The organism is Rathayibacter sp. VKM Ac-2801 (genome assembly GCF_009834245.1).
In the GTDB taxonomy this organism is placed as follows: domain Bacteria; phylum Actinomycetota; class Actinomycetes; order Actinomycetales; family Microbacteriaceae; genus Rathayibacter.
On the sequence record NZ_CP047183.1, the window covers coordinates 669,843 to 685,494 of the forward strand.

Genomic DNA, 15,652 nt, shown 5'->3' on the forward strand with positions numbered 1-15,652 from the left:
GCGGCCGCGGGCCCGCCGGTAGCATCGACGGGTGATCAGCACCGTCCACCGCATCGGCGACCTCCGCGAGCGGCTGCAGGAGGCGCGGCGGGCCGGTCGGCGCATCGCGCTCGTGCCGACGATGGGCGCCCTGCACGCCGGGCACCTCGCCCTCGTCGAGCGGGCGCGCGAGCTGGCCGACGTCGTCGTCGTGTCGGTGTTCGTGAACCCGCTGCAGTTCGGCCCGACCGAGGACCTGGACCGCTACCCGCGCGACCTCGAGGGCGACACCGCCCTGCTCGACGCGGCCGGGGCCGATCTCCTCTTCGCCCCGGGAGTCGCCGAGATGTACCCCGACGGGCCCTCCTCCACGCGGGTCGTCGCGGGCGAGGTCGGCGGCCTCTACGAGGGGCGCGCGCGACCGGGCCACTTCGACGGGATGCTCACCGTCGTCGCCAAGCTCCTGAGCATCGCGCAGCCGGACGTCGCGGTCTTCGGGCAGAAGGACGCGCAGCAGCTGTTCCTCGTGCGCCGCATGGTCCGCGACCTCGACCTGCCCGTCGCGATCGAGGGCGTCGGCATCGTGCGGGAGGAGGACGGGCTCGCCCGCTCCAGCCGCAACCGCTACCTCGACGAGGAGCAGCGCCGCGCGGGCCTCGTGCTGCCGCGCCTCCTCGCGGCCGCCGCGGGAGCCGCCGACCGCGGTGCCGCCGCGGCGATCGAGGCCGCCGAGGCCGTCGCGCACGCCGAGCCGCTCGTTAAGCTGGACTACCTCGTCGTCGTGGACCCCGCGACGCTCCTCCCGGTCGACGCCGACCACCGCGGCCCGGCACTCGTGCTCGTCGCCGCGATCGTCGGCACCACCCGCCTCCTCGACAACGCCCCGATCCTGCTCGCCTGATCGCGGCCGTCCGCCCCGAACCGAAAGCACCGCGACCCGCCATGGCCGACACCCCCGACGCCCCCGAGACCACGACCCTCGCCGCCGAGCAGGCCGACTCCGAGCAGGCCGCCGCCGAGCGCGCCGCCCAGCAGGAGGCCTCCGAGCAGAAGGCCGTCCGCCTGGCCAAGCGCGAGCGCCTGCTCGAGCTCGCGGGCGACGACCTCGGTGCCGGCGCGTACCCGGTCGCGGTCGGAGTCACGGACACCATCGCGGCCGTCCGCGCCCGCCACGAGGGCATCGAGCCGGACGTGAGGACCGGCGAGCGCGTCGGCCTCGCGGGCCGCGTGGTGTTCCAGCGCAACACGGGCAAGCTCTGCTTCGCGACGCTGCAGGCCGGCGACGGCGAGCGGATCCAGGCCATGGTCTCGCTCGGCGACGTGGGCGATGAGTCGCTGGCGGCGTGGAAGGAGCTCGTCGACCTGGGCGACCACCTCTTCGTCGAGGGCGAGGTGATCTCGAGCAAGCGCGGCGAGCTGAGCGTGTGGGTGTCGGAGTGGACGATCGCCGCGAAGGCGATCCTGCCGCTGCCGAACCTGCACAACGAGCTCGGCGACGAGACCCGGATGCGCCAGCGCTACCTCGACCTGATCGTGCGGCCCCAGGCTCGCGAGACGGTCGTCACCCGCGCCCGGGTGAACGCCTCCCTCCGCGACACCTTCGCCTCGCACGAGTTCCTCGAGGTCGAGACCCCGATGCTGCAGGTGATGCACGGCGGCGCGTCCGCCCGCCCCTTCGCCACGCACTCGAACGCCTTCGACACCGAGCTCTACCTGCGCATCGCGCCCGAGCTGTACCTCAAGCGCGCCGTCGTCGGCGGCATCGACCGGGTCTTCGAGATCAACCGGAACTTCCGCAACGAGGGCGCCGACTCCACCCACTCGCCCGAGTTCGCGATGCTCGAGGCGTACCAGGCGTACGGCGACTACACCTCGATCGCCGACCTCACCCAGGAGCTGATCCAGAACGCGGCGCAGGCCGTCGCGGGCTCGCACGTGGTCACCTGGGCCGACGGCACCGAGTTCGACCTCGGCGGCGAGTGGGACCGCATCTCGATGTACGAGAGCCTGTCGCTCGCGGCCGGCATCGCGATCACTCCGGAGACGGAGCTCGCCGAGCTCGAGACCCTCGCCGCGCGCGAGGGCGTGGAGGTCCACGTCCCCACGCACGGCAAGTACGTCGAGGAGCTGTGGGAGCACTTCGTGAAGGGCGGCCTGACCCGTCCGACCTTCGTGATGGACTTCCCCGTCGACACCTCGCCGCTCGTGCGCGCGCACCGCAGCATCCCGGGCGTCGTCGAGAAGTGGGACCTCTACGTCCGCGGCTTCGAGCTGGCCACCGGCTACTCCGAGCTGGTCGACCCGGTCGTGCAGCGCGAGCGCTTCGTCGAGCAGGCCCGCCAGGCCGCCGCGGGCGACGACGAGGCGATGCGCCTGGACGAGGACTTCCTCCGCGCCCTCGAGCACGGCATGCCCCCCACCGGCGGCATGGGCATGGGCATCGACCGCCTCCTGATGGCGATCACCGGCCTCGGGATCCGCGAGACGATCCTGTTCCCGCTCGTCAAGTAGGGTCGCAGGAACCGCACGGCGAGGGGGAGACATGGTCAGGGCATCGAGCATCGTCGCGGCCGTCGCGGCGGGCGTCCTCACGATCGCGCAGTTCGGAGTGGGGACCGCGGTCGCCACGAGCGTCCTCACCTCCTCCGGCGACGTCGGCACCGCGCTGGCCGACCGGCGGGCTGCCGAGGCGTTCACGCCCGACCCCACGATCGCCGGGTTCGCGGAGCGGACCGCCATGTCCGACCGCGGCCGCGCCCTCTACTACGCGTCGGGCCCGTCGGTCGAGCCGACCGCCGGCTTCAACGACCTCTGCGGCTACGGCGCCTCCGACGACATCGTCCTCGGCTGCTACACCGGCACCAGCATCTACATCTCGGACGTCGCCAACCCCGACCTCGACGGGATCCGCGACGTCACGGCGGCCCACGAGATGCTGCACGCCGCGTGGGTCCGGCTCGACGCGGAGGAGCAGGCCGAGCTGGGCGACGAGCTCGAGGCGGCCTACGAGACCCTCCCGCAGGACGGCACGATCGCCGAGCGCCTCGAGCTCTACCGCACCGGCGGCCTCGGCGAGCGTGTCAACGAGCTGCACTCGATCCTCGGGACCGAGGTGGCCGACCTGCCGCCCGCGCTCGAGGCGCACTACGCCGAGTTCTTCGACGACCGCTCCGTCGTCGTGGGGCTGAACGCCCGCTACGAGGCGGTCTTCACCGATCTCGAGAACCGGATCGAGGACCTGGTCTCCCGGATCGAGACGATGTACGCCGACCTCACGGCGCGGGTGGACGCGAACAACGCCGAGTACGACGCACTCAACGTCGAGATCGACGACTTCAACTCCCGCGCCGACAGCGGCGACTTCGGATCGACCGCCGAGTTCGAGGCGGAGCGCGCCGATCTGCTCGCCCGCAGCCAGGCCGTCGACGCCACCCGGGCCGCCATCGACGCGGACATCGCCGTGTACGACGGCCTGCGCTCGGAGCTGGAGGGCCTCAACTCCGACGCCGCGGCGCTGAACAAGTCGGTCGAGAGCCAGTAGCGGCAGCGCCCGGGAAGGCCGCTGGGCGCACGGGCCGCCGGGCTCACGGCTCCCGCGCCGGTGCCGCGGGTAGGATCGCCGCATGGACTGGGAGCTGTGGAACCAGGGGCTGTGGGCCCTCGTGCCGACGATCACGGTCGGAGCCATCTTCTGGTTCGTGATGCGCGCCCTCATCCGCTCGGACCGCAACGAGCGCCGCGCGTACGACCGCATCGAGGCCCGCGAGCGCGAGCGCCGCGGCCTGCCTCCCCGCGACGCCTCCTGACCACCGCCGCCGCGCGGGTGCCTCCCGCGCCCGGTGAGCGGCTCTGCACGACGAACGAGGAGGCGCGGTGCCCGCTCCCGACTGGGGGGTGATCCTCCCGATCGCGGCCGTCGTCGTCGAGCTCGTGGTCCGCGTGATCGCCGTGATCGTCGTGCCGCGGAACCGTCGTCCGACCACCGGCCTCGCCTGGCTGATGGCGATCTTCCTGATCCCGTACGTCGGTATCCTGCTGTTCCTCTTCATCGGGAGCTACCGGCTGCCGCGCAAGCGCCGCCGGAAGCAGCAGGAGATCAACCGGTTCATCCTGGAATCGACTGACGGCATCGACCGGGTCGCCCGGGAGCACCCGTGGCCGCAGTGGCTGGAGTCGGTCGTCACACTCAACCGCAACCTCGGCGCGATGCCGCTGGTCGGCGGGAACGACGCGCGGCTCCAGGGCGACTACGAGCAGACCATCCGCGCGATGGCCGCCGAGATCGACCGCGCCCGCCGGTACGTGCACTGCGAGTTCTACATCCTCGCCGCCGACTCGACCACGGCGCCCTTCTTCGACGCGCTCGACCGCGCGGTGGCCCGCGGGGTGCGGGTGCGGATCCTCCTCGACCACATCGCGTCGATCCGCGTGCCCGGCTACTACAGCGGCACGCACCGCCGGCTGCGCGCCCTCGAGCGGGCGGGTGCGACGTGGTCGTACATGCTCCCCGTGCGGCCCTGGCGCGGGCAGTACCAGCGGCCGGACCTGCGCAACCACCGCAAGCTGCTGATCGTCGACGGCAACGCGGCGTTCATGGGCTCGCAGAACGTCGTCGACTCCAGCTACAACAAGCGCGGCAACATCCGCCGCGGCCTGCACTGGCACGACCTGATGGTGCGCCTCGAGGGGCCGGTGGTGCAGGGCATCAACGCCATCTTCATCACCGACTGGTACAGCGAGACCGACGAGCTGCTGCTGCGGGAGTCGGAGCCGATGGAGGCGCTGCAGCAGCGCGACACGATCGACTGCCAGGTGGTGCCGAGCGGGCCGGGGTTCGAGGGCGAGAACAACCTGCGGCTGTTCCTGACGCTGCTCTACTCGGCGCAGAAGTCGATCATCATCACCAGCCCGTACTTCGTGCCCGACGAGGCGATGCTCTACGCGATCACCACTGCGACCCGCCGGGGCGTGCACGTGGAGCTGTTCGTCTCCGAGATCGGCGACCAGGCCGTGGTCTACCACGCCCAGCGCTCCTACTACGAGACGCTGCTGACGGCGGGCGTGCGCATCTGGATGTACCGCAAGCCCACGATCCTGCACGCGAAGCACTTCACGATCGACGACGACGTCGCGGTGATCGGCTCCAGCAACATGGACATGCGCTCCTTCACGCTCAATCTCGAGGTCTCGCTGATGGTGCGCGGGTCGGAGTTCGTCGAGGATCTGCGCCAGGTGCAGCAGGACTACCGCGAGCACTCCCGCGAGCTGACCCTGCGCGAATGGCGGCAGCAGCCGCTCCGCTCGACTCTGCTCGACAACCTGGCGCGGCTCACCTCGGCGCTCCAGTAGCGCGACTCCCGACCGCTGCCCTCGCGGGACGGCGGAGGATGCGATGCCCCGGCTCGTGACGCAAGGGCCTGTGCGCGGGACCGAGCAGGCGTAGCGTCGGAGCGTCCTCAGCACCATCCGGTTCCGCCTGCCCGGCGCCGGGTTCGAGAAGGGAACGGACATGACGGCATCCCGTACGACGCGCATCCTCATCCTCGGCGGCGGCTACGTCGGCCTGTACACGGCCTGGGGTCTCGAGAAGAGGCGGGGGGAGGCGCCGATCGACGTCACCGTCGTCGAGCCGAACCCCTACATGACCTACCAGCCGCTGCTGCCCGAGGTCGCCGGCGGGCACGTCCAGCCGCGCCACGTCACGGTGCCGCTGGTCTCCGCGCTCAAGCGCACCCGCGTGATCCGCGGCGCGATCACCGGCGTGAGCCTCGCCGAGCGCAGCGCCACGGTCGCCGCGATGGACGGCTCCACCCGGACGATCGAGTTCGACCAGGTCGTCTTCGCGCTCGGAGCCGTCACCCGCACCTTCCCCACGCCGGGCCTCGCCGAGCACGGCATCGGCTTCAAGACGGTGGAGGAGGCGGCGCACCTGCGCGACCGCGTCATCGAGAACATCGCGAAGGCGGCGCTCACCACCGATCCCGCCGAGCGCCGGCGCCTGCTGACCTTCGTCTTCGTCGGCGGCGGCTACACGGGCGTCGAGGCGCTGAGCGAGCTGCTCGACCTCAGCCGCAGGACCCTCGCCGCGCAGCCCTCGCTCTCGATGGGCGACGTCACCTGGCACCTCGTCGAGGCGCTGGACCGGGTCGCCCCCGAGGTCGGTCCCGAGCTCTCGAAGTGGACGCTCGACCACCTCCGCTCGCGCGGCGTGCACGTGCACCTGAAGACGACGATGCCCTCCTGCGAGGACGGCGTCGTGGAGCTCTCCTCGGGCGAGCGCATCCCGACGGCCACGATCGTGTGGACCGCCGGCGTGAAGCCGAACCCGATCCTCGACACGACCGACGCCCCCCGCGGGCCGAAGGGCCACGTCATGGCGGATGCGCGCCTGCGGGTCATCCGCGAGGACGGCGAGCCGGTGGGCGGCGCCTGGGCGGCCGGAGACGGCGCGCAGGTGCCCGACCTCACCAGCGAGAAGCAGCCCGCCTACTACCCGCCGAACGCGCAGAACGCCGTCCGGCAGGCCAAGCTCCTGGCGCGCAACATCATCGCCGATCTCACCGGCGGCATCGTGGAGGAGTACCGCCACGCCTCCGTCGGGACCGTCGCCGAGTACGGGATCGGCAAGGGCGCGGGCCTGATCAAGGGCGTGAAGCTGCGCGGCCTCCCCGCCTGGCTCGCGCACCGCGCCTACCACGGAGCGGCGATGCCGACCCTGGACCGAAAGTGGCGGATCATCACGGGCTGGCTCGTCGACGCCGTCACTCCGCGCGACCTCTCGCCGATGAGCGCGCTGCAGGATCCGCGCCGCGCCTTCCGCGAGACGGCCGAGGCCACTGACCGCGAGGCCGCGGCGAAGGCCGCCGCGAAGAAGGAGTCGGACGCGTCCTGACGCCCTGGTGAGAGGGCGGGAGTCGCGGTGGTCGAACGGGATCACCGCGACGTCCGCGCTCCAAAGGCGGCGGGCTCCGGCTCGGAGTGCTGCCGACCCGACGGCTCCGGCTCAGGCCCTCCGGCGCCGGACCCGGCGGCGCCGGCTCCGGCTCAGGCCCGGCGGCGCGGCTTGAGGCGCACGGTCGGCAGCACGGGCGCGGGGAGCGCGCGCCCGCCGTATCCGTCGACGGTGCCGAACGGGCCCGTCGGATCCGCGCCGGCGATCACGTCGGACTGCCAGCGCTCGCGGGCGGCCGCCACGTCGTCGTGGCTGCGGCCGACGAAGTTCCACCACATCACCAGCTCCTCGGCGAACGGCTCGCCGCCGAGCAGCACCACGCGCCCGCCCGCGTCCCCGGCGGTCAGCACCAGGTGCGAGCGGCCGGGCGCCAGGTAGGCGAGGTCCGAGCGCGGGACGTCCGCGCCCTCGACCGCCACGGGGCCGGCGTCGACGAGCACGCCGTACTCCCACGACTCCTCGACCGGCAGCTCGACCCGGGCACCCGGCTCGAGGTCGATCTGCGCGGCGACCAGCGGAGTGAAGGTGCTCGCGGGCACCGACGCGCCCAGCATCCCTCCGACGAAGACGCGCACCAGCGCGCCGGGCAGCTGCACGGGCACGCCGCGGTGGTGCTCGAAGAACGGATCGACGAGCCGCGCCTCCTCGGGCAGCGCGACCCACAGCTGCACCCCGTGCAGGACGGGTGCGCCTCCGGTCGAGACCTCGGAGTGCGAGATGCCTCGCCCCGCCGTCATCAGGTTGAGCTCGCCCGGGCGCACCACAGCGAGGCTGCCGACGCTGTCGCGGTGCTCGATCTCGCCCTCGAAGAGCCAGCTCACGGTCTGCAGGCCGGTGTGCGGGTGCGGCGGGACGTCCATCCCCGCCTCCTCGCCGAGCCGGACCGGTCCGTAGTGGTCGGCGAAGCACCACGCGCCGATCGTCGAGCGCGAGCGCTGGGGGAGGGTGCGGCGCACCTCGATCGCGCGGGGACCGCCGAGCGGGACGAGCCGCGCCTCCAGGATCTCGACCGCGCCGGGCTCGCGAGGGACCGGCTCCGCGGCGACGGGGAGCTCGTCGGGATGCTCCTCCAGGTTGCTCATGCGGGAAGTGTATGCCTTCGCATGGACCGGTGGACGAGAGCGCCGCCCGCACCCCTCCGGATCGCGTGCACGCCCAGGGCGAACAGGCCTCTGCAGCGGGGGGAGCGCTGGCTACAGTCGATCTATCGGAGCCCACCCCTGCGGGTTCTGTAGGGAGTGACAGCATGTTCGAGAGATTCACCGATCGCGCGCGGCGCGTCGTCGTCCTGGCCCAGGAAGAGGCCAAGATGCTCAATCACAACTACATCGGCACGGAGCACATCCTGCTCGGCCTGATCCACGAGGGCGAGGGAGTGGCCGCGAAGGCGCTCGAGTCCCTCGGGATCTCGCTCGACGCTGTGCGCGAGCAGGTGCAGGACATCATCGGCCAGGGGCAGCAGCAGCCGACCGGCCACATCCCCTTCACGCCTCGGGCGAAGAAGGTCCTCGAGCTGTCCCTGCGCGAGGCGCTGCAGCTCGGCCACAACTACATCGGGACCGAGCACATCCTGCTCGGCCTCATCCGCGAGGGCGAGGGCGTCGCCGCTCAGGTGCTGGTCAAGCTCGGTGCCGACCTGAACCGCGTGCGCCAGCAGGTCATCCAGCTGCTCTCCGGCTACCAGGGCAAGGAGCAGGTCGCCGTGGGCGGTGAGCAGCAGCAGCCTCAGGGGGGATCGCAGATCCTCGACCAGTTCGGACGCAACCTCACCCAGGCGGCGCGCGACAACAAGCTCGACCCGGTGATCGGGCGCGAGAAGGAGATCGAGCGGGTCATGCAGATCCTCTCCCGCCGCTCCAAGAACAACCCCGTCCTTATCGGTGAGCCCGGCGTCGGCAAGACCGCCGTCGTCGAGGGCCTCGCCCAGGCGATCGTGCGCGGCGACGTGCCCGAGACGCTGAAGGACAAGCAGCTCTACACGCTCGACCTCGGCTCGCTCATCGCCGGGTCCCGCTACCGCGGTGACTTCGAGGAGCGGCTGAAGAAGGTCACGAAGGAGATCCGCACCCGCGGCGACATCATCACCTTCATCGACGAGATCCACACCCTCGTCGGCGCAGGGGCCGCTGAGGGCGCGATCGACGCCGCCTCGATCCTCAAGCCGCTGCTCGCCCGCGGCGAGCTGCAGACCATCGGCGCGACCACGCTCGACGAGTACCGCAAGCACTTCGAGAAGGACGCCGCCCTCGAGCGCCGCTTCCAGCCGATCCAGGTCGCGGAACCGTCGCTGCCCCACACCATCAACATCCTCAAGGGCCTGCGCGACCGCTACGAGGCGCACCACAAGGTGTCCATCACCGACGGCGCGATCGTCTCGGCGGCCAACCTGGCCGACCGCTACATCAGCGACCGCTTCCTCCCCGACAAGGCGATCGACCTGATCGACGAGGCCGGCGCCCGCCTGCGCCTCTCGATCCTCTCGGCGCCGCCGGAGCTGCGCGACTTCGACGACCGCATCGCCGTGGTCCGCTCCGCGAAGGAGGCCGCGATCGAGGACCAGGACTTCGAGAAGGCCGCGTCGCTCCGCGACGAGGAGAAGCAGCTGCTCGGCGAGCGCCTGCGCCTCGAGAAGCAGTGGAAGTCGGGCGACGTCAAGGCCACCGGCGTGGTCGACGAGGGCCTGATCGCCGAGGTCCTCGCCCAGGCGACGGGCATCCCGGTCTTCAAGCTCACCGAGGAGGAGTCCTCGCGGCTCGTCTTCATGGAGAAGGCCCTGCACCAGCGCGTCATCGGCCAGGAGGAGGCCATCGCGGCCCTCTCGCGGACGATCCGCCGCACCCGCGCGGGCCTCAAGGACCCCAAGCGCCCCTCGGGCTCGTTCATCTTCGCCGGCCCCACCGGCGTCGGCAAGACGGAGCTCGCCAAGGCTCTCGCCGAGTTCCTCTTCGACGACGAGAACGCGATGATCTCGCTCGACATGTCGGAGTACGGCGAGAAGCACACCGTCTCGCGGCTGTTTGGCGCCCCTCCCGGGTTCGTCGGCTTCGAGGAGGGCGGCCAGCTCACCGAGAAGGTGCGCCGCAAGCCGTTCAGCGTGGTCCTCTTCGACGAGATCGAGAAGGCGCACCCGGACATCTTCAACTCGCTCCTCCAGATCCTGGAGGAGGGTCGGCTGACCGACGGCCAGGGCCGTGTCGTCGACTTCAAGAACACCGTCATCATCATGACCACCAACCTCGGTGCTCGTGACATCGCCGGTGGTCCCGTCGGGTTCCAGATCGAGGGCGACAACGCCACCGGCTACGACCGCATGCGCGGCAAGGTCAACGAGGAGCTCAAGAAGCACTTCAAGCCCGAGTTCCTCAACCGCGTGGACGACGTCATCGTCTTCCCGCAGCTGTCGAAGCCCGAGCTGCTCCAGATCGTGGACCTCTTCATCAAGCGCCTGGGCGACCGTCTCCTCGACCGCGACATGACGGTGGAGCTGACGCAGCCGGCGAAGGAGCGCCTGATCGAGGTCGGGTTCGACCCGGCCCTCGGTGCGCGCCCCCTGCGCCGCGCGATCCAGCGCGAGATCGAGGACCAGCTGTCCGAGCGGATCCTGCACGGCGAGCTCGGCGCCGGCGACCACATCCACGTGGACTTCGTCGACAACGCGTTCGTCTTCACCACGACCCCGCGGCTGATCTCGATCAGCGCCGGCGCGTCCACGGGAGCGGCCACGGCCGGCCCCGCGACGCCCGACCTGATGTCGTAGCAGGCTCCCGATCGACTCCGTGCCCGTCCCCTCTCGCGAGGGGGCGGGCACGTCGTCGTCCGGGGGCGGGCGCCGGCTCGCAGGATCCCGCGCCCGGTGCGGCCTAGGCTTGTCGAATGGCCGATTGGAAGTACCCGGTGCGCCGCGCGCGCACGAGCGATGTCCCCTTCATCCAGGAGCTCAGCGAGCCGCTCGTGAACGAGCGCATCCTCCTGGGCAAGGACCGCGTGGTGCTCTACGGCGCTGTGCAGGAGTTCCGCATCGCCGAGGACGGCCACGGCACGGCGATCGGCTGCGGTGCTCTCCATGTGATGTGGGACGACATCGCGGAGGTGCGCACCCTCGCGGTCGCGCAGGACTGGCTCGGCAGGGGGGTGGGCCACCACATCCTGGAGCGCCTCGAGAACGACGCGCGCGAGCTCGGCCTGAAGCGCCTGTTCTGCCTCACCTTCGAGGTCGATTTCTTCGCCCGTCACGGCTTCGAGCCGATCGGCGAGAAGGTCGTCGACCCCGAGGTCTACGCCGAACTGCTCCGCTCTCCCGACGAGGGAGTCGCCGAGTTCCTGGACCTCGCCCGGGTGAAGCCGAACACGCTCGGCAACACCCGCATGCTGAAGACGCTCTGACCATCGCCACGTCGTAGCCTGTCCCGGTGACTCCGCCGCCCCGCCGCCTGCCCTCCCGGGTCTACCGGCGACGCCGCGCCGGGCTGCTGCTCGCGCTGGTCGTCATCGTCGCGGGCCTGGCGGTCGTCCTCTCGCTGCTCCCGCGGATGACCGGGTCCGACGCCGAGCCGAGCCCCACGCCGACCGTCGCGCTGCCGACGCTCTACCCGACCACCTCGCCCGGTGCGACGCCCGGCGCCGCACCCGCCTGCACGGCCGACTCCGTCGCCGTCACCGCGGTCACGGACGCCACGAGCTACGCGCCCGGCGAGGATCCGCAGCTCTCGCTCTCGCTGGCCAACATCTCGAGCACCGACTGCGTGATCGACGCCGGCACCAGCACGCAGGTCTTCACGATCACCAGCGGCTCCGAGCAGATCTGGACCTCGACGGACTGCCAGACCGGCGCGGCCGACCTCCCGGTGCTCCTCCAGGCCGGCCGCTCGGTGACGGGCAGCGCGCTGACCTGGGACCGCACGCGCTCCTCCGCCGACACCTGCTCCGGCGGACGCGAGGCGGTCGAGGCGGGCGGAGCGGCCTACAACCTGTCGGTGTCGGTCGCCGGCATCCCCTCGGGCTCGCCCACGCAGTTCCTGCTCCAGTAGTCCGCCCGGGGGACGTACCGGGTCCGCGGCGGCGCGTAGCATCGCAGGCATGTGGGGGCTGCTCGGCACGATCCTGTCCGCCTCGACCGGCCGGGCGGGGGTGGTCGCGCGGCGAGCGGCGGCCGTGGCCCTGGCGGTCCCGCTGCTGGTCGGCGGAGCGGCGGCGCAGGCCGTGGCGGCTCCGCAGCCCGTCGCCGGCGTCGTGCGGGCCGGTGTGGACGACTTCCGGTTCTCGCAGTACTCGGCCGACTTCCGCCTCGACCGCGACGACGAGGGCCGCTCGACGCTGACCACCGTCGAGACCTTCGTGGCCGAGTTCCCGCCGTCGCAGAACCGCGGCATGCAGCGCGCGATCCCGCTCGACTACGAGGGGCACCCGACCGACCTCGACCTCGTCTCCGTGACCGACGGCGACGGGGCGGCGCGGCCGGTCGACACCGAGCGCGAGGACGGCTTCCTCCTGGTCACCAGCGCGGCGGACGAGTTCGTCAGCGGTAGTCAGACCTACGTCTTCACCTACACGCAGCACAACACGACCCTCCCGGGCTCCGGCACGCGCAGCGGCGAGGACGAGTTCTACTGGGACGTCAACGGCACGGGCTGGCGCCAGCCGTTCGACCGCTACGACGTGCGCGTCGAGCTCGCGGGGTCGCTGGCCTCCGCCGCGACGGGGACCGTCAGCTGCTACCGGGGACCGGAGGGTTCGACGACGCCCTGCCCGATCGGCCGCGACGGCGCGGTCGTGACGGCATCAGGGGAGTCGCTGGCTCCGGGCGAGAACGTGACCGTGGCGATCGGCTTCGCCCCCGGGACCTTCACGCCGCGCGACGACCGCTACCTCGCCTCGGGCTGGTCCTGGGTGCAGCTGGGCGGTCTCGCCGCGGTCCTCCTCGGCCTCGCGCTGGCGGTGCACCGCCGCCGGACCGTGCTCCGCGACGCTCCGGGTCGCCCGACCGTCGTCGCCGAGTACGACCCGCCCGCGGAGGGGCTGTTCCTCTCCGCTGCGCTGCTGGGCAAGACGTCGAAGGCGCCCGCGGCCGGACTCCTGGACGCCGCGGTCCGCGGCCTCGTGCGCATCGAGGAGACGGGGGAGGGGCGGAAGCAGGAGTACGCCGTGCGGGTGCTCGACCCTGCGACGACGCCGACGCGACGCGCGGGACGCCCGCGGCCCCTCGCCTCCGACGACCGCGAGTTCCTCGACATCGCCGTGGGAAGGGTGCCGGGTGCGGTGCGCGAGCTCTCGGGCAAGGACAAGCAGTTCGGCAAGGCCGTCGGACAGTTCCGGACCGCGCTGGGCAACCGGGTGACCGAGGCGGGACTGAAGAAGGCCGGGACCATCGGCGGCAGCGTGCTCGTGCTCGTCCCGTTGCTGCTGGGCGTCATCGCGGCGTTCGTGGGCGCCGTCCTCCTGATGACCGGGTCCTTCGGCGGAGCGCTCCCGCTCGTGCTGATGCTGATCGCGATCGCCGCGGCCGTCGTCGGGACGATCCTGGTCTCGAGGGTGCCGCTGACGGCCGCGGGTGAGGAGCTGCGCGACCACCTGCGCGGGCTCGAGCTGTACATCCGCCTGGCCGAGGCCGACCGGATCGCGATGCTGCAGTCGCCCCGCGGGGCGGATCGGCGCACGGTCGGTCCGGTCGAGGTGGTGGAGGTGACGGAGCGACTGCTGCCGTGGGCCGTCCTGTTCGGGCTCGAGAAGGAGTGGTCGGCGGAGCTCGCGTCGGCCTACGAGCGGACCGGTGAGGAGCCGGTCTGGTACTCCGGGCCGAGCGGCTTCCACGCGGCGGCCTTCGCCGGCAGCGTGTCCTCGTTCTCGTCGTCGACGTCGAGCTACGTCGGATCCTCGTCGAGCTCGTCGAGCGGCGGCGCGGGCGGCGGCGGCAGCTCGGGCGGCGGCGGCGGAGGTGGCGGCGGGGGCGGCGTCTAGGCGGCGGTGCAACGGGGCGGCCGCAACGAAGTTGCCGCGCGGAGCCGGTGCGGCAGGGCGGCCGTCTGGCCTGGCCCGCGGGGAGCCGGCCGGTCCGTCTCCACAACTCGGCGCGCGCGCCGCCGCTGACCTGAACAGACGCGGTGCGAGGGCGCCTGCGGATCCGAGCGCTGGGCCGGTGCCTGTGAACCGCGCCGGGCACGGGTCGGTCAGTGCGTGGGGACCCGCTCCGGACGGATGCGCTCGGGCACGGGTACGAGCGCGTGGGTGATCGCGCTCGAGAGGGTGAAGGCGCTGGAGTCGAGATGCGAGGAGTGTCCGAGGCGGGTCGCTTCGGAAGCGCGCTGCTTCGCTCCGGACGCGGGCCGGATGTCTCCCGAGAGGCTGATCTCGCCGAAGGCGGCGATCCCGGGCCGCAGCGGCGTGTAGGCGTGGGCGGAGGCGATGGCGACCGCGATCGCCAGGTCCGCCGCAGGCTCCATGAGCTTCACGCCGCCGACGGTCGACACGTAGACGTCGCAGCGTCGCAGGGGGATGCCCGCCTGGCGCTCGAGGACCGCGAGGATCATCGCGACCCGGGACGCGTCGACTCCGTTCGTCACGCGGCGGGGGTGCTCGCCGTCGTTCGCGATCACGAGCGCCTGGATCTCGACGGGGAGCGCGCGGCGCCCCTCCATAGCGACCGTGACGCAGATGCCCGGGGTGGGGAAGCGGGTGCGGCTGAGGAACAGACCGCTCGGGTCGGGGATCTCGGCGATGCCCTCGGCCGTCATCTCGAAGCAGCCGACCTCGTCCGTCGGGCCGAAGCGGTTCTTCAGCGAGCGGACGAAGCGCAGCGCCGTCTGCCGGTCGCCCTCGAAGTGGCAGACCACGTCGACCAGGTGCTCGAGCAGGCGCGGCCCCGCGATGGAGCCGTCCTTCGTGACGTGTCCGACGAGCACGAGGGGGAGCGCCCGCTCCTTGCAGACGCGGATGAGCGTCGCGGCGACTTCGCGGACCTGGCTGGGACCGCCGGGCAGGCCGTCGACGGTGTCGCTCGCGACCGTCTGCACCGAGTCGACGATGAGCAGGTCCGGTCGGACCTCGTCGATCTGGCCGAGCACCGTGGCGAGGTCGGTCTCGGCCGCGAGGAAGAGGCTGTCGTGCATCGCGCCGGTGCGCTCGGCCCGCATGCGGACCTGCGCCGCCGACTCCTCCGCGCTGACGTAGAGGACGCGCTGCCCCTCGGCCGCGGCCCTGCTCGCGACCTCGAGCAGAAGGGTCGACTTGCCCACGCCGGGCTCCCCCGAGAGCAGCACGACCGCGCCGGAGACGATCCCGCCGCCGAGCACGCGGTCGAGTTCGCCGACGCCGGTGGGGCGGTGCGCCGCCGACGTCGTCTCGATCTCGGTGATGGGCCGCGCGATGCGGCCGGTGGCCGGAGCCACCGCGGAGACCGCGCGGACGAGGCCCGTGCGCTCGGTGCTCTCGATCACGGAGCCCCACTGCTGGCACTCGCCGCAGCGGCCGACCCACTTCGCGGTCGTCCATCCGCACTCCGAGCAGCGGTAGGGGGCGGTGCGCGTCTTCGAGGAGGCCATGAGGTCCTTCCGGGCCGGAGGAGGGGGACGAGCGCGACGCTACGGGGAACCCCCGACACCGCCGCTCGTTCGAACGTGTCTTCGACAGTACCGTCGACCACCGACGCGGGGAGCGGGGCGCGCCAGGCCGGGGGAGAGGTCTCACGGAAGCCGGCTGTGGAGGAGCGTCGATGCAGAGGAGCGGAGG

At 72.1% G+C, this 15,652-nt stretch carries 12 protein-coding genes; 10 read left to right on the top strand and 2 right to left on the bottom strand.

The window, feature by feature from the left end; all coding sequences use genetic code 11:
* The first annotated feature begins 31 nt into the window (after positions 1-31).
* From panC to GSU45_RS03035, 6 genes are all read left to right on the top strand, one after another.
* Positions 32-880: a pantoate--beta-alanine ligase gene (gene panC, locus GSU45_RS03010; protein WP_159912593.1), complete on the top strand. Its 849-nt coding sequence runs from the start codon at positions 32-34 to the stop codon at positions 878-880.
* A 41-nt stretch (positions 881-921) separates the two neighbouring features.
* A complete protein-coding gene (gene lysS, locus GSU45_RS03015) occupies positions 922-2,490 on the top strand; it encodes a lysine--tRNA ligase (protein ID WP_159912595.1) in 1,569 nt (522 codons plus the stop codon).
* 31 nt (positions 2,491-2,521) lie between these two features.
* On the top strand, positions 2,522-3,520 hold the full coding sequence (locus GSU45_RS03020) for a hypothetical protein (RefSeq protein ID WP_159912597.1): 999 nt from the start codon (positions 2,522-2,524) through the stop codon (positions 3,518-3,520).
* An 82-nt stretch (positions 3,521-3,602) separates the two neighbouring features.
* Positions 3,603-3,785, top strand: a complete 183-nt coding sequence (locus GSU45_RS03025) for a hypothetical protein (protein WP_104224094.1) — start codon at positions 3,603-3,605, stop codon at positions 3,783-3,785.
* 67 nt (positions 3,786-3,852) lie between these two features.
* Positions 3,853-5,328, top strand: coding sequence for a cardiolipin synthase (cls, locus tag GSU45_RS03030; protein ID WP_159912599.1), 1,476 nt, complete (start codon positions 3,853-3,855; stop codon positions 5,326-5,328).
* A 160-nt stretch (positions 5,329-5,488) separates the two neighbouring features.
* Positions 5,489-6,871: an FAD-dependent oxidoreductase gene (locus tag GSU45_RS03035; RefSeq protein ID WP_159912601.1), complete on the top strand. Its 1,383-nt coding sequence runs from the start codon at positions 5,489-5,491 to the stop codon at positions 6,869-6,871.
* A 152-nt stretch (positions 6,872-7,023) separates the two neighbouring features.
* Here the strand turns inward: GSU45_RS03035 and GSU45_RS03040 are convergent, their stop codons facing one another.
* Positions 7,024-8,013 carry a pirin family protein gene (locus GSU45_RS03040; protein WP_159912603.1) on the bottom strand — a complete coding sequence of 330 codons (990 nt, stop codon included), beginning with the start codon at positions 8,011-8,013 and terminating at the stop codon, positions 7,024-7,026.
* A 164-nt stretch (positions 8,014-8,177) separates the two neighbouring features.
* Here GSU45_RS03040 and GSU45_RS03045 point away from each other — a divergent pair, with 164 nt between their 5' ends.
* From GSU45_RS03045 to GSU45_RS03060, 4 genes are all read left to right on the top strand, one after another.
* The gene (locus GSU45_RS03045) at positions 8,178-10,688 is read left to right on the top strand and encodes an ATP-dependent Clp protease ATP-binding subunit (RefSeq protein ID WP_159912605.1); all 2,511 of its coding nucleotides are present in this window, start codon (positions 8,178-8,180) and stop codon (positions 10,686-10,688) included.
* 116 nt (positions 10,689-10,804) lie between these two features.
* Entirely contained in the window at positions 10,805-11,314 is a 510-nt protein-coding gene (locus GSU45_RS03050) for an amino-acid N-acetyltransferase (protein ID WP_104224089.1), read from the top strand.
* A gap of 26 nt (positions 11,315-11,340) precedes the next feature.
* The gene (locus GSU45_RS03055) at positions 11,341-11,958 is read left to right on the top strand and encodes a hypothetical protein (protein WP_159912607.1); all 618 of its coding nucleotides are present in this window, start codon (positions 11,341-11,343) and stop codon (positions 11,956-11,958) included.
* 49 nt (positions 11,959-12,007) lie between these two features.
* Positions 12,008-13,885: a DUF2207 domain-containing protein gene (locus GSU45_RS03060; RefSeq protein WP_208543483.1), complete on the top strand. Its 1,878-nt coding sequence runs from the start codon at positions 12,008-12,010 to the stop codon at positions 13,883-13,885.
* Between the two features lie 209 nt (positions 13,886-14,094).
* On the opposite strand, the gene radA is transcribed toward GSU45_RS03060, so the two are convergent.
* Positions 14,095-15,465: a DNA repair protein RadA gene (gene radA / locus GSU45_RS03070; RefSeq protein WP_159912609.1), complete on the bottom strand. Its 1,371-nt coding sequence runs from the start codon at positions 15,463-15,465 to the stop codon at positions 14,095-14,097.
* Between the last annotated feature and the right edge of the window lie 187 nt (positions 15,466-15,652).